This window comes from Paenarthrobacter sp. NPDC057355 (assembly GCF_042667405.1).
GTDB lineage: Bacteria > Actinomycetota > Actinomycetes > Actinomycetales > Micrococcaceae > Arthrobacter.
Map to the genome: position 1 here is coordinate 1 of NZ_JBHVAL010000016.1, position 19,458 is coordinate 19,458.

Genomic DNA, 19,458 nt, shown 5'->3' on the forward strand with positions numbered 1-19,458 from the left:
TTTGCCGGTGGTGGTTTTGAGGCTGATGGCCATGGGGATCAGTGTTCCTTTCCTGTGGCCACCGTGAGACCGGCCGGCCTGTTGTTTCAGCCTGTTCGGCTGACAGGAATTACTTTGCCGGGCCTGGATCAAGAACAAATCCTGCAAACCCGCAACACTTCCTCAGGAAAACCTCAAGATCTCCTCAGCACCATCAGCACCATGTGAAACACCCATTTGAGCCCTTGAACGGCAGGAAACGGGCCGCCATCACGTTGTCCGCCGCAATGCTCAGGCGTTCACCAGCCCCAGCACCGGCAAGGCAACCGCCGTCGACAACGCCATTGCGGCAGTATTGCCGATCACCGGGTGGAATCCGGCCGGTAGCCGCGAGGAGATCGCCCGGGCGATCGGCGGGGCGAGCAAGGCCCCCAGTACTGCGCCGCCGATGATCCCCGTCCAGGAACCTCCCGAGGCGAGGACGGCAGCGGGAGCCACCGACACCACGGATGCGTACGTCGCGGCCCAGCCTTCGTCCCGGTACCAGCGCCGCCACAGGACGATCCCCACGGCCGAAGTCAGGGCTTGCGCGAACAGGATGTGGGGCAGCAAGGCGGAACCGTACGACGGCAGTCCTGGATCGATCACGAACGCCGCGGACACGCCCACGATCACTCCCAGAGCAGCCAGCTCGTTGGCGAAGAAGTGCGTTTCCGTGAAGTCCTTGAGGACGCGGCGTGCGGCCCGGACGGCGTCATTGAGGACTGGTCGTTCAGCGTCCGACGGCGAGTGGTCACCTGCCGGTGCTGGCTGCGGTTTCCGCAGGGCAAGCCAGGGCAGGTGCCGGGCAATCGAAAAGGCGATGGCCGAGCCAATCGCCATTGCCAGGACGCTGCCGACGACCGGCGGCAAGCCCAACGGAGTGGACAGAACAGGGATGAAGAACAAGGCCAAAGGCGTCACGATGCCGGCCCCCAACACTGCCCCCGTGACGCAAGTGCGCCATCCCGCACCGTAGAGGAGGACCATGGCGGGCGCGACGCAAACGAAAGGCACAAACGTCGGCTGCCAGCCGTCGTCGAGCATCCATCCGAACGCAAGGTTGGACAGCAGCAGGCTCAGCGACGCCGAGCCCAGCGCCCAAGGCCAGAGCCCGGTGTCGTAGGTCAGCGGGCCCGCCCATCTCTTGCCGGCGCGGGCAAGCCGCCAAGCCAACGCGGCACCGGCGAGCAGCCCCAGTGCCGCCACTTCCGACTTGTAGAACAAGGGTTCGGTCATGTCGCCGAGGAACCATCGCAGGCTGGAAGGCACGGAGTCGTTGGGCGCAGCCTGGGGCGAAACCGTCCCGGATGGTTGTTGCGCCAGGAAGTGCAGAAACAAGGACAAGAGGCCAACTGCCGCAGCCATGCCGAACGCCCCCAACGCTGTGCCGGCCGCGCCGTAAGCCAATGCGGTTTCAGGAGCCGGAGTCGTTTCAGGCGAGCCTGCTGTTTCAGGGGCTGCGGCGGCAGGTGTGCCGGCTGAAGAGTGCGTCATTGGGGACCCTTGGCGTGCGGAAGTGTGGTGACTTCGAGTAGCGTAGCGAAACTGTTGACGGCGCCCGCAGTCGCCTCCCTACGGGGTATTTGTGACCGTAAAAAGCCCCCAGAAGCAAGAAAAGGCCCTGGCCCGCGGCGCAAACCGCGGAGCCAGGGCCTTCCTGGAAAGCTAGGCCTTCTTGCGCGTCAGCAGTCCCCAGATGATGAGGACCAGCAAGGCGCCGCCGATGGCGAGGAGCCACGTCGAGAGCGACCAGAACTCGTTGATTCCGACGTTGAAGAGCGCGCTGCCGATCCAACCACCCAGGATGGCGCCTACGATGCCGAGCAGCAGCGTGGCGATCCAGCCACCGCCCTGCCGGCCGGGTTTGATGGCCTTGGCGATGGCTCCAGCAATCAAGCCCAAAACAATCCAACCGATGATGCCCATTTTCCATTCTCTCTTTCGTAAGGAGGTCCCGATCCGGCATAAAGATGCATGCCGGGACGTTGACCTGATTGATGGCTACCAGCTGAGTCGTCGGAACATTCCGACAACCTGGCTGGCAGACGGCCTGCCGGCAGGTTCGGGGTCGGTCATGGCATGGAGCACCATGGACCAGCGCCGCCGGACCGTGCCGGGAATTCGGGGTTCCCCGAGGGTCCTTGCAACCATGGACTCAAGGGGAGGGCCAGGAAATGCTTTCGTCCCGGTCAGGCACTCGAGGGCGACCAGACCGAGCGAATAGATATCGCTGGCAGCTGTGGACGTTCCGCCACGGACCTCTTCCGGGCTGAGGTAATGCGGGGTGCCCGAAGACGAGGACGCCGTGGAGGGACCGCCGGTGATGGCGATGCCGAAGTCGGTCAACTGCGCAACGCCGGGGCCACCCGGGTCCGCTGCGAAGTCCACCAGGATGTTGCCGGGCTTGATGTCGTTGTGAACAATCCCCTTGCGGTGGATGTAGGCGAGTGCTCGTGCAATGCCGCCCATCCACTCCGCTGTCTCGCGCGGCGAGGCCGGCTGCTGGTGCAGGATGCTCCGCAGGTCCTTTCCTTCCACCAACTCCATCACCAGGAAGTTGCGGCTCCCCCCGCCGTGCTCATCCCCGGTGGCGCCGGAATCGAGGACCCGGACGATGTTCTTGTGCCGTAAGCGCCCGTGGATACCCACTTCCCTGCGGAAAGGGACATCGCTGACTGGATCGGGGTTCCTGAAGATCTTGACTGCGACGGCATTACCTGTGTGGAGATCGAGCGCCTCTTTGACGTAGGCCTCCGAGCCGCCACCGAGGGGGTCGGCAAGACGGTACCGGCCAGCGATCACTACTTCGGGTTGCGCCGCGGCTTCACGTTGCAACACCACTTCCGGTCGCGCCGCGGCTTCACTTGCGGCTCCGCGATCAGCGCGGACAGCCGCAACGTCGAGCGTTGTCACCCGAGGAGGGTTTCGATTTCGGCAGCGGGAACTCCCGCTACTTCTGCGAGGGCAAGAGGGTTGACTCCGGCGTCAACGGCTTTCTTGAAGGCCAGCGCGAGGGTGTTCTGGGAGATGGCCAGCTCGTGCTGGAGGCTCTGCCTGCGAAGTGCCGCGATCCATACGGCGCTTACGGGATCCAGGGCATCGATGTCCATCCGGAATCCGCATCCGCAGGCCCATTCCGGCCAGATGGGTTCCACGGAGACCCACTTCATGGCGTCGTAGGCCGGCCCGGCGGAGATAGCCATGTGCGACCCGCAGTGAACCGGTCCCATGGGAACCAGTTGATCCGTGAGATCTTCCACGGCGGTTTCAGCCACTGGTGCGGAGCTTGGTTCACGCAGCGAAACTGTCATCGTTCTTCCACACATTCACTAGTAAGTAGCTTGGCTATCTAGTTATATGTGTACTTATGAATAATGTCCAGTCCGCGTGAAAACCAATCCGATGGCAGCCGCTCCAGAGCGCGGTGGATTCAGGCGGCGGCTTGGCCGGCTCCCGTCAGGAGGCGGCGATCCCGTCTATAGCCCTTCTCATCCGCCTGAGGAACTCCACTACCACGGCAGTCTCCTCGCCGCTCATGGTTTCAGCGGCCTCCATCATCCGGGCATGCATATCGCCCAGGGTGCTGCGCACCTCTTGGTCAGAGCCGGGGGTAGGCCGCAGGATGAGGGCGCGGCGATCAGTGGGATGTGGCTCCCTGGTAACGTATCCGGACCGCACGAGCCGATCCACGAGCGAAGTCATGGACGCCGATGTCACGCCGAGCCGGACGGCAAGTTCCTTGGGTCCGACGTCGCGCCCCGCCCGCTCGGCTTCAAGAAGATACCGCAAGGCCAGCAGATCGGTCTCCCCCATGCCCATGGATGCGCGCGTGCGGCGCCTCATGTCGGCTTCTGCGGTGCGGTAGTCCCTAAGTGCGTTCAGGACGTCCACGGCACCCATCTGCTTGCGGCTCTCCAGCCCGTACCAATAGCCTTGACGCTCACTAGTCTCGGTCATCACCAGTCCTTCGGTAGACATGTATCTTGCTTGTCTAACCAAATAATTCTAGGCGATCCTCAGGATTTGTGCTGCCCGAGTGATTAAAACAACACCCTAGAGGGCGTGCTGACGAGCCCTTGAACGTCGCCAGAGCGCGGGAGCAAGCACCACTGCGACCCCGACGGAGGCACCAATGACGGTCTCAACAATCCGGTCGCGCAGCAACAGAGCGGGATCCACCGGAGCGGCGAGCAGCGTGGCGAACAACGCCAACGGTGTGACGAACACCTGCGCCACGAGGTACTGCCGGGCGATGAACATCTCCGCACCAAACTGGCACACCGCAATCACCAGGACCATGGCCCAGGGCGCGGGATTCAGCCACAAGATGCCCGCCAACAGCACGAGCCCAAGAACGGTTCCGGCAATTCTTTGGATGCCGCGGCTAACCCTGTGCCGGGTTGAGTGGCCCACCAAGGGGACCACCGCCGCCACCATCGCCCAGTAGGTGTGCCCAAAGCCGAGCCGCTCCCCCACCAGTGTGGCGATGGTTCCCGCCAGGCCGGCGGCCACCAAATAGCCGCCGCCTTCCAACCAGATCGCCCGGCGTTCAGCGGGAGTGTGCCTGATGCGCGGAGGACGTTTCCACGGACTCCGATGGCTCCTGACCACCCGGGCCGACATACCGATCGCAAGGCAGAGAACCGTGGTCCCCACAGCAACCAGGAGGGCTTCGCCAAGCGGGGGCTGGGCCGGGATCGAGGCGATGGCAGCAAAGGCGAAAATGTGAAAGAGGGAGCCGCCGGGCCGGAGGCGCCAGGCAGCCACCACCACCGAACACACGCCCGCAACCAGGGTTGTGGCGGCGGTCAGAAGCCATGAATAAGCCACATTTTCGATGCCCCACACATCGGCAAGACGGGCGGTCATCGTGGCCAGGAGAATGATGAAAAGCATGAAGCCACCGGCCCGCAACTGGCTCCGGAACCGGACGCTATGGGGTTCGTTGCGCCCGTAAATGCCCGTGAAGGCACCAAACGAAGCAAACACTGCGAGATCCAGGCGTCCGATCAGCGTCAGCGTGATCAGTGGGACGAACACACCAACTGCGCAGCGGAGGGCGGGATGGTGGTCCTTGTTTCCAGGACCCATCGTGAAAATTTCCGCTACAGCCTTCAAGGGGCGGTTCGCCTTTCGTCGCAGGATCAAACGTACGACGGCGGCGCTGGCGTCCGCTCTCAAGGTTACGCCCGGGCCTCTGGGCTACTGCGGGTTATGGGGCAGATAGTGCTCCGCATCACCTAGAAGCGGGACGGAGTTCCTGACACCGGACCGGTACCCAGCGGATTGGCCGCCACGTCAGTCAGCTCTCCAACCGGTGTGTAAACGGCGGCGAACGGATTGCGGTTGGCATTGCTCGGAGTTCCCGTCACCGTTGCCCCCAGGGTGATGGTCAGCGTCTTGTTCGTTGGGTTCCATACAAGCTTGGAGTCGCCCGAGTATGTCAGGACTGTGGAGCCATTGTTGTACGAGGCTCCAAGCGTCACGCTTCCGACCGATGAGGATGCGCATCCGGGAGTGGACAAGGTCATCACGCTGCCCGTCGAGATATTGACCTTGACTTGGCTGTCACCACTCAGGGTCTGGCCGGTGTTGCTGGTCCACGCACTGCAGATGGTACTGGCCATGAGTGGCTCGGAGAATGTGATGGTCACAGTGTCGCCCTTGTCGATCTTGCCCACCGTGCCGCCGGTCCCATTGCCAAGCTGCACATTCGCCACCGTCGGAGCTGTCGCGTCCTTGGAAGAGCTGGCTGTACCGGCGACGCTGACGTTTCCGGCCGCGTCCGTGGCTTTGGCCGAGTAGTTGATGGTGCCGTCGGCAAAGTTCCTGACATCAACGGTCGAGCCCGTCCAGTTCCCCGAACCATTCACCGGCAACGTCTGCGATATCGGCTGGCCACCTGCACCTGAAACAGTGAGGGTGACCGACGAGTTGGCCTCTGCTGTGCCACTCACCGGAACCTTGTCCGCCAGGGCCGCATTGATCAGGGCGACGGCGTTAATCACCGGGGCGTTGGGCGGCGAGGTGTCCGTGACAGGCGTTGTCCCGGCACTGCGGGGACTTTCGACGCCCTGCCACAGGGACAGCACGGGTGTCACCGTGTAGTACCAGGTCCCGGCCGGGACACTTGCCTCTGCACACGAAAGAGCAACGATCATACCCTGGCAGGTTCCGGTCGCAGCAACGCGCGTACCGCCGGTGGCTGAACTGTAGCGTCCGATGCTGTACCCGGTCACAGACCTGCCTGCCGCCGTCGTACTGGCCGTCCAGTTGACCGTCACGTTGGTGCCGGACACGCTGGTGGTCGGCTTGGCCCCTTGGACCACGGAATCGGCTTTCACTGCCCCGGTGCCGCTGCTGACGGAGCCCCAGAATGCGCTCGCCGCAGGGCCGCCAAAGGAAACAAGGAGGATACCCAACGCAATGACCACGAGTCGGTTCCACCGTCCCATGGTGATGCGCGAAGGCTGACGGTCCTGGCTCACTTCCGTACCTCCAGCGTTACGGGGATGGCGAATTGGGCGCCTTGGCAGGCGGACATCGAGGTTGTGCCCATGCTGGCCGCACCCTGCAGGGTCACCAGGATGGAGGTGTTCGCCGGGATGGTGATCGGCGGGTTCAGTGGTGCGGCGGGCGGCGTGAAACTTACCCCGGTAGTGGTGCAGCCGGCATGGGAAGCGTCGGCGACGGCAGCTCCGTTGGCCGCGAATCCATGGATGGTGACAGCGTGGGGGTTGGGGTTCGTGGCCCGCACCAGGACATCGGCGGTTCCACCGGGAACCAAAGTGGTTTGCAAGGTGTCCCCCGGGACGAGTGCGCTCACCGTGACGTCCTGCATCGTGCCGTTGGTCGAGGATCCGCCCCCGAGACCTGTGGCGGTCCAGTAGGCGTAGGCCGTTCCAACCCCACCCAGAACGCACAGGGCAACAGTGGCTGCGGCTGTTCGTGCGAGTCGACCGGTTGCGGGGATGCGGGGTTTTCCGACTGTCGTCTTCATGTCAGTTGCCTTGTCCCGTTCCGGAGTACGTGAGTTGGATAGTGGCGCCCTTGCAACCATCCTGGAGCTGTGAGGTGTCGTGCATCGTAATCCGCGGCCAGCTTGATTCCGGGACTCCGAGCGCTGAGAGTGTTCGAACACCCGGGTCCACTACCAGCGGATACGCGCCGGAGTATTGGGTGAGTTTGTAGTCCGCCGCAGTGCAGGGAAGGTTGGCCGCAATGGCTGCCTGGGTGCGGACCACCTGGCTGATGGAGACGGAAAGATTGGTCACGGCGATGCTCTTTTTCTCCGGGTTGGAGATCTGCAGCTCCAGTGACCTCGAAACACCGGGGGCGAGCAAGCCTTTCACGGCCCCTGATACGCCGAAATTCCGTTTGACTTCCAGGACCTGCAATTGGCCAGGTGCCGTGTTGGATACGACTGTGCCGCTGCTTGCCTTGACGGTGAAATCGGTCTTGGCGACCGGCGTTGTGGTGGCAGTGCCAACCGTCAGGGTTCCCTGGGCGGTACTTCCGGAGGCGAGGTAAACCGACACCGGCGCGAAAGTGGCGGTGGCCCCGGCCGGCAGTCCATTGATGGTGAACGTCACAGTTCCGGCGAATCCACCTGTTGACGTGGCCGACACTGTGAACGTGGCGGACTGTCCCTGGTCAACCGTTCGGCTCGACGGGGACAAAGCCACACTGATCCCAGCCGGCGCTTTTCCGGCACCTCCCTGGCCGCTTGCCTTGCTGCTTCCCTGGCTGTTGCTGGCAGCCAAGGCCGCAACCGGCGTGAAGGCCACCAGCAAGGCCAGCAGCAACGCACGCAGGACTCCACCTCGGTGGAACGGTACGGTGCGCTCTGGGCGGTGGTCCATGGAAGCTCTTTTCGGACGTTGGCTTGGGGTGCGTTGGAGAAGATGCGTGGAAAACAATGGTCCGGGGTCCGCCATCACAAGGCGGACCCCGGCGTCGAGGTTTTTAGACGCTGCCGACGGTGATCGTCACGATGGCCGACTTGCAGGCATCCTGGTTGACGGTGGTGCTGTCATTGAACTTCAGCATTCCGGTGCCCACCTGCGTACCAGTGGTGTTTGCTGCCACGGAGCTGTTCGACGTGACGGCAGTGACCTCGAACCAGGCAGGCAGACAAGCGTCCACGTTGGTGGTCACGCTGGCGGTCAGGTTTCCGACCACAGTGCCTGAGGTGGTGGAGTTGTCAGCGGTGTACGTCACGGGGACGGAGTTTCCCGGAGCGAGGCCGCCCGCGAAGTTGGCGTGGAGGGTGACGGTTCCGCCGCCGGCCGAGTTGGTAGCAGCTCCGCTACCTGAGCCCGTGGTGGTCCAGTAGGCGTAGGCGGCGCCGCCACCCACTGCTACCAGTGCGACGCCTGCGACCGCGGCGGTGATCCGGCTCTTCTTGGAAAGCTTGCGCATGATGTGACTCCTTGGTTGATCTGGTCCGGGGAGCCGCTGTGCAACCCCCAGCATCCGGCCGTTGCTGGCGGATGAAGCGATGCACCCAATGGTTCAGCCATGGCAAGTCCGGTGGCTAGGAATTGGAATACCTCACTTTTGCGTTCGAACAGGGGCTCCTGAATACCCACCTCCGGGATGCGGGTACTCGCCTTCTCGGCCCCGACTACTTAGTAAGGCTGCTGTCATCCCAGCCATGGCGGGACAGGCAGTACTCGCCTTCTCCTGGAGTGTCCAAGGAGTGGACACTGCCTCAGCGTAGGCCCCGCTGGGCAGTCCCGCGTTGCTGCGCCAACATTGTGCTCATCTTGAGCAAAAATTGCGCTGGTGTTCGATGGTTTCGCCACCCTGTCTTAAACCACGACGGCGGCCGGTCGCCTTGTTAAGGCGACCGACCGCCGTCGTAAAGTTGCTTTTTGGCCAGGCCGGCCACCGCCCGCAGGAATCTCTGTAGGGCTGGTTCAGTTGTGCTGGTTCAATTGTGGGCTGCGAGGATGGTGGAGGCTTCCTGGCGGGTGGTGCCGGAGGACTCGATGTGGGCGAGGGCTTCGGGGATGTCCCAGCCTTTTTTGCGCATGGCGGTGGCCCAGAGCCGGCCGGCGCGGTAGGAGGAGCGGACCAGGGGCCCGGACATGACGCCGAGGAAGCCGATCTCTTCGGCTTCGTGCTGGAGGTCCACGAATTCCTGGGGCTTGACCCAGCGGTCCACGGGCAGGTGCCGTTCGGATGGGCGCAGGTACTGGGTGATCGTGATCAGGTCACACCCGGCGGCGTGCAGGTCGCGGAGGGCATCGGAGATTTCTTCGCGGGTCTCGCCCATGCCCAGGATCAGGTTGGACTTGGTCACCATGCCCAGGTCCCGGCCCTGGGTGATGACATCCAGGGACCGTTCGTACCGGAACGCGGGCCGGATCCGCTTGAAGATCCGCGGCACGGTCTCGACGTTGTGGGCGAACACTTCGGGTTTGGAGTCGCAGATCGCGGCGATGTGTTCAGGTTTGCCGGAGAAGTCCGGGATCAGCAGCTCCACCCCGGTGCCGGGGTTCAGTTCATGGATTTTGCGGACCGTTTCGGCGTACAGCCACACGCCCTCGTCTTCGAGGTCGTCACGGGCCACCCCGGTCACGGTCGCGTAGCGCAGCTGCATGGCCTGCACCGAGCGGGCGACCTTGGTGGGTTCGAAACGGTCCAGCGGGGAGGGTTTGCCGGTATCGATCTGGCAGAAATCACAGCGCCGGGTACATTCGGACCCGCCGATCAGGAACGTCGCTTCCTTGTCTTCCCAGCACTCGAAAATATTCGGGCACCCGGCCTCCTCACACACCGTGTGCAGGCCTTCCTTCTTCACCAGGTTCTTCAACCCGACGAACTCCGGACCCATCTGGACCTTGGCCTTGATCCACTCAGGCTTACGCTCAACAGGAACCGCCGAGTTACGCTGCTCAACACGCAGCAACTTACGGCCTTCAGGTGCCAGAGTCATGTGATGTGCTTCCTTGCCTAGCATTCGACGACGTTGACGGCGAGTCCGCCCATCGCTGTTTCTTTGTACTTATCGGACATGTCCTTGCCCGTTTCCCGCATGGTCACGATGACCTCATCCAACGAGACCCGGTGCGTCCCATCACCCCACAACGCCATCTTCGCGGCGTTGATCGCCTTCGCCGCAGCAATCGCGTTCCGCTCAATACACGGAATCTGCACCAACCCACCAATCGGATCACACGTCAGCCCCAGGTTGTGTTCCATCGCGATCTCCGCCGCGTTCTCCACCTGCGCCGGGGAACCACCCATCACCTCAGCCAACCCCGCAGCAGCCATCGACGACGCCGACCCCACCTCGCCCTGGCACCCCACCTCAGCACCCGAAATCGACGCCTGCTCCTTATACAAAACCCCCACCGCACCCGCAGCGAGCAAGAACCGCACCACCACATCGTCCTTGTCCTGCTGTGTGGCCTTGTCCATGCCCGGCGCATAATTCAACGCGTAATACAAAACCGCCGGAATGATCCCCGCCGCACCATTGGTCGGAGCCGTCACCACCCGGCCCCCGGAAGCGTTCTCCTCATTGACCGCCAACGCGATCAGGTTCACCCACTCCTGCCAATACTTCGGATCGTTCCGGTCCTCGTCCTCCTTCAGGAGCCGCTCCAACCAGTCAGGAGCACGACGACGGACCCGCAACCCGCCCGGCAGCACCCCCTCACGCTTCAGGGACGTTTCAACACAAGCCTCCATCACCGACCAAATATGCAACAGCCCTTCCCGGATCTCCTCCTCCGACCGGGACGCCCGCTCATTGATCATCATGATCCCGCTGATGCCCAACCCCTTCGAAGCACACCGGCCCAACAACTCCGCCGCCGTCCTAAACGGCAACGGCAACTCCGCCTTGGACTCCTCCAACTCAGCCTGCGCCGCGTTCTCCTCCCCCTCACGGACAATGAACCCGCCACCCACCGAGAAAAACGTCGCCTCCTTCAGCACCGCCCCCTCAGCATCAGAGACCACGAACTTCATCCCGTTCGTATGCCGCGGCAACACCGTCAACGGATGCAACACCATATCCTCCACGCCGTACGGCAGCAGGACTTCACCGGCGAGGTTGAGCTTGCCGGTTTCCTCGATCGACGCGAGGCGTTCTTCCACCTCATCAGGCAGGATCAACTCCGGTTCGTAGCCTTCGAGACCCAGCAGTGTGGCAGTGAACGTGCCATGGCCTTTGCCCGTCGCGGCCAAGGACCCATACAGGTCCACCCGCAACGACGCCACCGCAGGAAGCACGCCGGATTCACGCAGTTCCCGGGCAAACACCGCCCCGGCGCGCATCGGCCCCACCGTATGCGAACTCGACGGGCCAATACCCACGGAGAACAGATCGAAAACACCAACAGCCATGTCCGTGATCCCTTTCAGGGAGGAGTAAAGAACAAACAAAAAGGTGGGGGCTGGGCCAATCCCGAGCCAAGGCGGCCCAGCCCCCGGAGGTCCCAGTGCGAACCTCCAACCCGGTATTGCTGTGGGGCATCCGTTCCCAGCAAATGCCCCACCCGGGTAGATCAATATGAGCCCACCCTCGGCAGGTGGTCCCATTTCTCAAACAAACGAGCCCGCGAGTCCTGTCCCCAACCCGGAGGAGCCAACCCTTGGCCCTTTGGGGCCGGCATCCGGAAGCGTGCGTCTAAGGGAGCGTCACGTCCGCCCAGCGGGCGTCTCCGCGACCGAGCACGCGGAGGATGCCGGCCCCAACGGCCAGCGCAACCAAGCGCTTAGCCCAGGTTCGCGACTCCCGGGTACAGCGGGTGCGCTTCAGCCAGTGCTTCGACGCGGTGACGCAGCCCGCTGAGGTCCGTGCCGGCGTCGGCGATCAACGCTTCGGCGATGATGTCCGCAACCTCGCGGAAGGCCGCGTCGCCGAAACCGCGCGTGGCCAGGGCAGGAGTGCCGATGCGCAGACCGGAAGTGACCATCGGCGGGCGGGGGTCGAACGGAACGGCGTTGCGGTTGACGGTGATGTCGATCGCGGCGAGGCGGTCCTCGGCTTGCTGGCCGTCGAGCTCGCAGTTGCGCAGGTCCACCAGGACCAAGTGCACGTCGGTGCCGCCGCTGACCACGGAGATGCCTGCCGCGGCGACATCCGGCTGGACCAGGCGTTCGGCGAGGATGCGGGCACCTGCCAGGACGCGGGACTGCCGCTCACGGAACTCCTCGGAGGCGGCGATCTTGAATGCGACGGCCTTGCCCGCGATCACGTGCTCCAGCGGTCCACCCTGCTGACCAGGGAACACAGCCGAGTTGATCTTCTTGGCGATGTCGGCGTCGTTGGAGAGGATGATGCCGCCACGCGGACCGGCAAGGGTCTTGTGCGTTGTGGACGTGGTGACATGCGCGTGCGGGACGGGCGAGGGGTGCAGGCCCGCAGCAACCAAGCCCGCGAAGTGTGCCATGTCCACCATCAGGTACGCGCCAACGGAGTCCGCGATCCGGCGGAATTCGGCGAAGTCCAGCTGCCGCGCGTATGCGGACCAGCCGGCCACGATCAAAGCAGGCTTGTGTTCCTGGGCCAAGGCCTCGACTTCGGCCATGTCCACGGTGTGGGTGTCCTCCCGGACGCCGTACGGGACCACGTTGTAGAGCTTGCCGGAGAAGTTGATCCGCATGCCGTGCGTGAGGTGGCCGCCGTGGGCGAGGTTGAGGCCCATGATGGTGTCGCCCGGCTTGATGAGGGCGTGCATCACCGAGGCGTTGGCTTGTGCGCCGGAGTGCGGCTGCACGTTGGCGTACTCGGCTCCGAAGAGCGACTTGAGGCGGTCGATCGCGAGCTGCTCGATGACATCCACGTGTTCGCAGCCACCGTAGTAGCGCTTGCCCGGGTAGCCCTCGGCGTACTTGTTGGTCAGCACCGAACCCTGCGCCTGCATCACTGCCACGGCGGTGTGATTCTCGGAGGCGATCATTTCCAGGCCACCGCGCTGGCGACCCAGTTCGTCGTCGATCTTTGCCGCGATCTCGGGGTCCAGCTCCGACAGCTGGGCGTCCAGCGACGGCGATACGACCTGCTCGAATTCAGTCACGGATACCGGGTTCACAGTTCGCCTCCGTTGGCTGCTGCGTATTCCTCGGCCGTCATGAGGGGGCCTTCTTCGGTGGCGGCGACTTTGAAGAGCCAGCCCGCACCATAGGGGTCGTTGTTGATGAGGGCCGGATCTGCGACGACGACGTCGTTGATCTCGGTCACTTCACCGGTCACGGGCGAGTAGAGGTCGGACACGGACTTGGTGGACTCCACCTCGCCACAGGTCTCCCCCGCGGTCACAGTGGAGCCAACCTCGGGCAGGTCCACGTAGACGATGTCGCCCAGGGCGTCGGCGGCAACGGCGGAGATGCCGATGCCCACCGGGCCGCCACCATCGACGGCAACCCATTCATGCTCAGCCGAGTACTTCAGTTCGGCAACAACTTTGCTCATATCAATTCCTTCTCTCATTTACTGAAAACTTTTCAAGCTCACCCGCGGCAGGTTGACCCATGCCCAGCGCTTAGGGGTTCAAACAGCGCGCCGGCCTCTGTGGTGTCGGCTTCCGGCAGCATGCGTCCAAGGGAGCGTCGCGTCCGCCCAGCGGGCGCTTTCGCGACCGAGCATGCAGAGGAAGTCGGCACCGCCGGGCTACTTGGTCCGCTTGTAGAACGGCAGGGCAACTACTTCGAACGGTTCGGCTTTGCCTCGGAGGTCAACGTCCACCACAGTGCCAACGGCGGAATGCTCGACGTCGACATACGCCAGGGCGACCGGGTAACCGAGCGTCGGGCTCGGCTGCCCCGAGGTCACCTCGCCGATCAGCGAACCGTCCTTGAGGACTGAGTAGTGACCGCGGGCCGCACGACGTCCGGCGCCCTTGAGGCCTACCAGCTTCTGCCCGATCGAGGAGCCAACACCTGCGGCCTTGATCGCGGCCAGCGCGTCCTTGCCGACAAAGTCGCCCTCCTTGGACAGCGCCACCACGGGGCCGAGCCCGGCTGCGTAGGCGTTGACGTGCCGGGAGAGTTCGTTGCCGTAGAGCGGCATGCCGGCTTCAAGGCGGAGGGAGTCGCGGGCGGCCAGGCCGGCGGGGACAAGCCCGTGGCCTTCGCCGGCTTCAAGCAGTGCCTCCCACAGTGAGGGAGCGTCCGCGTTCGGGACGTAGATCTCGAACCCGTCTTCGCCCGTGTAGCCGGTGCGGGCCAGCAGCAGGTCCTGTCCGCTGATGGTCACCTCAACAGCCGCGTAATACTTCAGCTCGGTCACCAAAGAATGCTGCTCGGCGGGGACGAGGCCCAGCAGGATGGCCTCCGCGTTCGGGCCCTGGACAGCGATCAGGGAGGTCTCAGCGGAGGCGTCCTCGACAACAACATCGAATCCTGCCGCACGCTTTTTCAACTCCGAGGCAACAACCGCAGCGTTGCCCGCATTCGGTACCACGAGGAACTTGTGTTCCGCGCGGCGGTACGTGATGAGGTCGTCGATGATGCCGCCGTCGGCGTTGCAGATCAGCGAGTACTTGGCTTTGCCGTCGGCGATCGCGGACAACTTGCCAACCAACGCGTAGTCCAGGAACGCGGCTGCCTCGGGGCCGGTCACCCAGACTTCGCCCATGTGGGAGAGATCGAACAGCCCGGCGGCCTGGCGTACGGCGTGGTGCTCAGCCAACTCGGACTCGTACTTGAGGGGCATCTGGCAGCCGCCGAAGTCCGTGAAGGACGCGCCGGCCTTTTTGTGTTGCTCGTAGAGAGCGGTGTAGTTCTCAGACATGATCCGGATCCTTTAGTTCTCGAAGTCTTCGATCGGAGGGCAGGAGCAGACCAGGTTGCGGTCGCCCGCAGCACCGTCAATGCGGCCGACCGGCGGGAAGTATTTGTCCTGCTTGAGGCTCGGCACCGGGAAGGCGGCCTGCTCGCGCGGGTAGTCGCGCTCCCATGCGGAACTGACGACGGCGGCTGCCGTGTGCGGCGCGTTACGGAGCGGGGAGTCCTCCACGGAGAAGTCCCCGGCAGCAACCTGCTCGATCTCGGCCCGGATGGTGATCATGGCTTCGATGAAGCGGTCGATCTCGGCCAGGTCCTCGGACTCCGTGGGCTCCACCATCAGCGTGCCGGCAACGGGGAAGGCCAACGTCGGAGCGTGGAAGCCGAAGTCGATGAGGCGCTTGGCCACATCCTCGGCCGTGACACCCGTCCGGGCCGTGAGTTCGCGGAGGTCCAGGATGCACTCATGCGCCACGAGTCCACCTTCGCCCGTGTAAAGGACCGGGAAGTGCTCGTCCAGCCGGGAAGCAACGTAGTTCGCAGCCAGTAGCGCAGACTTGGTGGCCTCGGTCAGTCCCTCGCCGCCCATGAGCTTCACGTAGGCCCAGGAAATCGGCAGCACGCCGGCGGAACCGAACCGGGAAGCCGAGATCGCCACGCCGCCTTCCGAGGAGGAAGCGTTGTTCGCGTCGCCCGGCATGAAGGGTGCCAGGTGTGCCTTGGCTGCAACGGGACCAACGCCCGGGCCGCCGCCACCGTGCGGGATGCAGAAGGTCTTGTGCAGGTTCAGGTGTGAGACGTCGCCGCCGAACTTGCCCGGCTGGGCCAAACCGACCAGCGCGTTGAGGTTCGCGCCGTCCACGTACACCTGGCCACCGGCCTCATGAACGGCATCGCACACCTCAACGACGTCGGCGTCGTAGACACCGTGGGTGGACGGGTACGTGATCATGATGGCCGAAAGCACGTCGCGGTTGGCTTCGATCTTCGCGGCGAGGTCGGCGTGGTCAATCGTGCCATCGGCAGCCGTAGCAACAACAACCACCTTCATTCCCGCCAGCACAGCCGAGGCAGCATTGGTGCCGTGCGCGGAGGCGGGGATCAGGCAGACGTTGCGCTGGTCATCGCCACGGGACAGGTGGTAGCCGCGGATCGCGAGGAGACCGGCAAGCTCACCCTGGGAACCGGCGTTGGGCTGGATGGAGACCTGGTCGTAGCCCGTGATCTCCGTCAGGTCGGCTTCCAAACCGGTGATCAGCTCACGCCAACCCTCAGTCTGGTGATCCGGCGCGAACGGGTGGATCGAGGCGAACTCCGGCCAGGAAATAGCCTCCATTTCAGCGGTGGCGTTGAGCTTCATGGTGCACGAACCCAGCGGAATCATGGTGCGGTCCAGGGCCAGGTCCCGGTCGGACAGCTTGCGGATATAGCGCAACAGCTGCGTCTCGGAACGGTGCGTGTTGAACACCGGGTGCTGCAGGAAGTCGGAGGTGCGGACTACGTCGGAAGCCAGCTCGAACCCGGCGGCGTCCCCTACGGGACCCGCACCAAAGGCGACGGCGACAGCGGATAGGACCTCCGGCGTCGTGGTTTCATCAACGGAAACACCCACGGTGTCGGCGTCGATGTAGCGGAGGTTGATGCCGCGTGCTTCGGCAGCGCCGATCACCTTGTCCGCCTTGCCTGGGACGCGGACGGTGAGGGTATCGAAGAAGGAGTCGGCGACCAGTTCGCGGCCTGCCTTCTGCAAGGCAGTAGCCAGCACACGGGCGTGGCCGTGGACAGTTTCGGCGATCGCCTTCAGGCCATCCGGGCCGTGGTAGACGGCGTACATCGAGGCAACGATGGCCAGCAATGCCTGCGCGGTGCAGATGTTGGACGTGGCCTTCTCGCGGCGGATGTGCTGCTCGCGGGTCTGCAGCGCCAAGCGGTACGCGGGCACGCCCGCGTTGTCCTTGGAGACACCCACGATGCGGCCGGGAAGCGTGCGCTCCATGCCGTTCCGGACGGCCATGTAAGCGGCATGCGGGCCACCGAAGAACAGCGGGACACCGAAGCGCTGCGCAGTTCCGACGGCGATGTCCGCGCCCTGTTCGCCCGGGGGCGTGATGAGGGTGAGCGCCAGCAGATCGGCCGCGACGGTGACCAGCGCGCCCCGTTCCTTCGCCGCAGCGATCACGGGGGCGTGGTTGAAGACCCGGCCGGAAACGCCGGGCTGCTGGAGGACGACGCCGTTGATGTCGCCGTCGGGCAATCCGGCCGAAAGGTCAGCCACGAGGACCTCGAAGCCGAGCGCCTCGGCCCGGCCCTTGACGATGGCGATGGTCTGCGGGAGGAGGTCGGCGTCCAGGACGGTCTTGCCGTCCTTCACAGCTTTGTTGGCCCGGCGCATCAGCAACACGGCTTCGGCCACCGCAGTGGCTTCATCCAGCAGCGAAGCGTTGGCGATCGGGAGCCCGGTGAGGTCCTGGACCATGGTTTGGAAGTTCAGCAGCGCCTCAAGGCGGCCCTGTGAAATCTCGGGCTGGTACGGCGTGTAGGCGGTGTACCAGGCCGGGGCTTCAAGGATGTTGCGGCGGATCACCGGCGGGGTGATGGTGTCGTAGTAGCCCTGGCCGATCATCTGCACGGCGGTCTTGTTCTTCGCCGCGAGTTTGCGGAGCTCGGCCAGGACCTGCGTCTCGCTCAGCGCCTTCTGCAGGGTCAGGGGCGAAGACTGGCGGATGGAATCGGGGACAGCAACGTCCACAAGGCCATCAACCGAGTCATAGCCGATCGCCTTGAGCATGGTGTCAACATCGGCCTGGCGACGGGCGCCGATATGCCGGTCCGCGAAAGCGGTTGGGGAGGATTGAACAGTCACGAGGAACTCCAGGATTCAGGCGCCCAAGGGACGCCACGTTGAATATGGGTTCCTCCCCGCTCTGTATTGGACCTGAGAGATTCCGTGGACTTGGTTGCCCACTTGCACCGTCGGTGAGCCCGGTTGCCCGGACTGCTTTCCAGAGTTGCCTCGCCGCGGCGGTACATGGGCCTGAGAGATTCCTGGGGAGGATTTGCTCCTACGGCGCCTGACTGGATGTACCCGGCAGGACTCTCCCGCCGCAGATCAAAAGCGATTGCGCCACGTCAGTGACACGCTTCACACCATAGCGGGTGGCTGCGAAAAAGTGCAAGGCGCGACCTTTCCCACAGCGATCAGCCATGCATCGCCTCGTGGATCTGCAAGGCAAGCCAGAGCTGTGCCAACGTGGACGTCTCACCCATGTCCAGCCCCGTCAGTTCGCCGATTTTCCGGATTCTGTAGATGATGGTTTGCCGGTGCGTGAAGAGCGCGGACGCGGTTTTTTGCCATGAGCGCTGCGAGTCCAAATAGGTTCTCAACGTGACCATCAGATCGCCGTCCTGGCGCTGCTCGTACTCAAAAACCGGACCCAGGAGACGCTGCACCAACGCGGTTCCTTCCTCGAATCCCGTCAGTCCAAGCCAGCTGGGACCCTCCGCGTACCGGGCCAGCCCGAGCTTGTTGGCTTTGGCCGAACCCAGCGCCCACAGCGATTCCTGCAAGGCCTGCTGGAGCCCGGCGACGGCGGCCGGCGAGCTGACGCCGATGACGCTTTCCGGCCCGGCGCAGTGGACCAACAAGCCGTCCGCGACATCCGAGGCGACCACCACATGCAACCGGTCGTTCCGCCGCAAGGAGGCCGCCTGGACGCCGTGCCGCCAGAGTTCGACGTGCACGTTGGCCAGCCTGTCGCCGTCGTCCGCCGCCATCGAGGCGACCACGAACTTTTGGGGAGGTACCTCGAAAGCCGTCAACCGACGCTCGATCTCGCCCGTTCCGAGCCGCCCATCGAGGGCCTGCAGGAGGAACTCGCCGGCAAGCCGGTGCCGACCTTCGAGCGAGAGCACGATCCGCGCCAGCTGGAGTCCCAGCACCGTTGCGGCATGCAGAAGGACGACGGCGTCAGGGTGCGGTTCGCTGCCGGGCAGCACCACCAGAAGCGCATTCGCGTGGGTGGGGATGTCCATGGTGAGCACGTGACGGCCGCGGATCCGGTGCCACTGGAAGTTCTTGCCCGCAACAGTCACCCGGCCCGGTTGCGGCGACCATTCCTCCACAAGGAACTTCGGCAGGGAATGGCCCTCGGGATGCCAGGGATGGAGACAACGCCGGTCCACCACGAACAGCTCGGAATCGAGCTCCGTCGCGAGCCGAAGCACCAGGCTTTGCCAGTGATCCTCCGACGCACCGGCGGTGCGCAGGAGGTCGTAGACGCGTGCCGTCTGGCGGAGGCGGCGGGATTCTTCGAGGAGCGAGGACTCAGCCACGGACCTGGCAATGGCGATGAACGGCAGCGGGTAGGGGATGTTGAGGAGGGGAAGCGGAAGCCGCTCGCAGGCAGCCAGGAACCCAGACGTCAGCGGCGGCGCGTGCATCTTTTCACCAATCGCCAACGCACTGGCACCCGCGTCCACCAATGCCTCGGCGAGCGCCACCTGCCCTTCAGCATCCGGCGGGATGGACAGCCCGTTGGTCATCATGAGCTCCCCGCCGGTGACCCACTCCCACAAGCGCGGAAGATCCGAAGTGTGCGCCCAGGTGATTCGATTGTTTACACCCGCAGCGCCTGCCAGGAGGGTGAGGCCGAGCTGCGGTTCAGCCACGAGTTCGGCGACGGTGATGGCCAT

18 protein-coding genes and 1 riboswitch are annotated in these 19,458 nt (G+C 64.2%); of the genes, 1 reads left to right on the top strand and 17 read right to left on the bottom strand.

All coding sequences use genetic code 11. The features are described from left to right. On the top strand, nucleotides 1-207 hold a 207-nt coding region (locus ACFUOZ_RS16060), incomplete at its 5' end, for a hypothetical protein (RefSeq protein WP_377549891.1). A gap of 63 nt (nucleotides 208-270) precedes the next feature. On the opposite strand, the gene ACFUOZ_RS16065 is transcribed toward ACFUOZ_RS16060, so the two are convergent. The 17 genes from ACFUOZ_RS16065 to ACFUOZ_RS16145 form a co-directional block, all read right to left on the bottom strand. Next, a complete protein-coding gene (locus ACFUOZ_RS16065) occupies nucleotides 271-1,515 on the bottom strand; it encodes a hypothetical protein (RefSeq protein ID WP_377549893.1) in 1,245 nt (414 codons plus the stop codon). A gap of 171 nt (nucleotides 1,516-1,686) precedes the next feature. Next, nucleotides 1,687-1,947 carry a GlsB/YeaQ/YmgE family stress response membrane protein gene (locus ACFUOZ_RS16070; protein ID WP_281453319.1) on the bottom strand — a complete coding sequence of 87 codons (261 nt, stop codon included), beginning with the start codon at nucleotides 1,945-1,947 and terminating at the stop codon, nucleotides 1,687-1,689. 75 nt (nucleotides 1,948-2,022) lie between these two features. Then, nucleotides 2,023-2,934, bottom strand: a complete 912-nt coding sequence (locus tag ACFUOZ_RS16075; RefSeq protein ID WP_377549895.1) for a serine/threonine-protein kinase — start codon at nucleotides 2,932-2,934, stop codon at nucleotides 2,023-2,025. Continuing rightward, nucleotides 2,931-3,332, bottom strand: coding sequence for a hypothetical protein (locus tag ACFUOZ_RS16080; protein WP_377549897.1), 402 nt, complete (start codon nucleotides 3,330-3,332; stop codon nucleotides 2,931-2,933). Before ACFUOZ_RS16080 ends, ACFUOZ_RS16075 begins: the two co-directional genes overlap by 4 nt. A gap of 145 nt (nucleotides 3,333-3,477) precedes the next feature. Beyond that, entirely contained in the window at nucleotides 3,478-3,999 is a 522-nt protein-coding gene (locus ACFUOZ_RS16085) for a MarR family winged helix-turn-helix transcriptional regulator (protein ID WP_377549899.1), read from the bottom strand. Between the two features lie 75 nt (nucleotides 4,000-4,074). Continuing rightward, complete coding sequence (locus tag ACFUOZ_RS16090; RefSeq protein ID WP_377549901.1) at nucleotides 4,075-5,139, bottom strand: FUSC family protein; 1,065 nt, start codon at nucleotides 5,137-5,139, stop codon at nucleotides 4,075-4,077. A gap of 122 nt (nucleotides 5,140-5,261) precedes the next feature. Next, entirely contained in the window at nucleotides 5,262-6,509 is a 1,248-nt protein-coding gene (locus tag ACFUOZ_RS16095; RefSeq protein ID WP_377549903.1) for a hypothetical protein, read from the bottom strand. Beyond that, on the bottom strand, nucleotides 6,506-7,021 hold the full coding sequence (locus ACFUOZ_RS16100) for a hypothetical protein (RefSeq protein ID WP_377549905.1): 516 nt from the start codon (nucleotides 7,019-7,021) through the stop codon (nucleotides 6,506-6,508). Before ACFUOZ_RS16100 ends, ACFUOZ_RS16095 begins: the two co-directional genes overlap by 4 nt. A gap of 1 nt (nucleotide 7,022) precedes the next feature. After that, on the bottom strand, nucleotides 7,023-7,883 hold the full coding sequence (locus ACFUOZ_RS16105) for a hypothetical protein (RefSeq protein ID WP_377549907.1): 861 nt from the start codon (nucleotides 7,881-7,883) through the stop codon (nucleotides 7,023-7,025). 103 nt (nucleotides 7,884-7,986) lie between these two features. Continuing rightward, a complete protein-coding gene (locus ACFUOZ_RS16110; protein WP_377549909.1) occupies nucleotides 7,987-8,442 on the bottom strand; it encodes a hypothetical protein in 456 nt (151 codons plus the stop codon). Nucleotides 8,443-8,956: 514 nt separating this feature from the next. Further along, nucleotides 8,957-9,964 (bottom strand): lipoyl synthase, encoded by a 1,008-nt coding sequence (gene lipA, locus ACFUOZ_RS16115; RefSeq protein WP_377549911.1) that lies wholly within the window; start codon nucleotides 9,962-9,964, stop codon nucleotides 8,957-8,959. A gap of 17 nt (nucleotides 9,965-9,981) precedes the next feature. Continuing rightward, entirely contained in the window at nucleotides 9,982-11,382 is a 1,401-nt protein-coding gene (locus ACFUOZ_RS16120; protein WP_377549913.1) for an L-serine ammonia-lyase, read from the bottom strand. Between the two features lie 371 nt (nucleotides 11,383-11,753). Further along, complete coding sequence (gene glyA / locus ACFUOZ_RS16125) at nucleotides 11,754-13,073, bottom strand: serine hydroxymethyltransferase (RefSeq protein ID WP_377549915.1); 1,320 nt, start codon at nucleotides 13,071-13,073, stop codon at nucleotides 11,754-11,756. Continuing rightward, entirely contained in the window at nucleotides 13,070-13,453 is a 384-nt protein-coding gene (gcvH, locus tag ACFUOZ_RS16130) for a glycine cleavage system protein GcvH (RefSeq protein ID WP_377549917.1), read from the bottom strand. The genes glyA and gcvH overlap by 4 nt, the downstream gene beginning before the upstream one ends. A gap of 198 nt (nucleotides 13,454-13,651) precedes the next feature. Continuing rightward, nucleotides 13,652-14,773 (bottom strand): glycine cleavage system aminomethyltransferase GcvT, encoded by a 1,122-nt coding sequence (gcvT, locus tag ACFUOZ_RS16135; RefSeq protein WP_377549919.1) that lies wholly within the window; start codon nucleotides 14,771-14,773, stop codon nucleotides 13,652-13,654. A gap of 12 nt (nucleotides 14,774-14,785) precedes the next feature. Further along, nucleotides 14,786-17,629 carry an aminomethyl-transferring glycine dehydrogenase gene (gene gcvP, locus ACFUOZ_RS16140; RefSeq protein WP_377549921.1) on the bottom strand — a complete coding sequence of 948 codons (2,844 nt, stop codon included), beginning with the start codon at nucleotides 17,627-17,629 and terminating at the stop codon, nucleotides 14,786-14,788. 149 nt (nucleotides 17,630-17,778) lie between these two features. Continuing rightward, a riboswitch (glycine riboswitch) is annotated at nucleotides 17,779-17,878 on the bottom strand. Nucleotides 17,879-17,964: 86 nt separating this feature from the next. Further along, a complete protein-coding gene (locus ACFUOZ_RS16145) occupies nucleotides 17,965-19,458 on the bottom strand; it encodes a PucR family transcriptional regulator (protein ID WP_377549923.1) in 1,494 nt (497 codons plus the stop codon).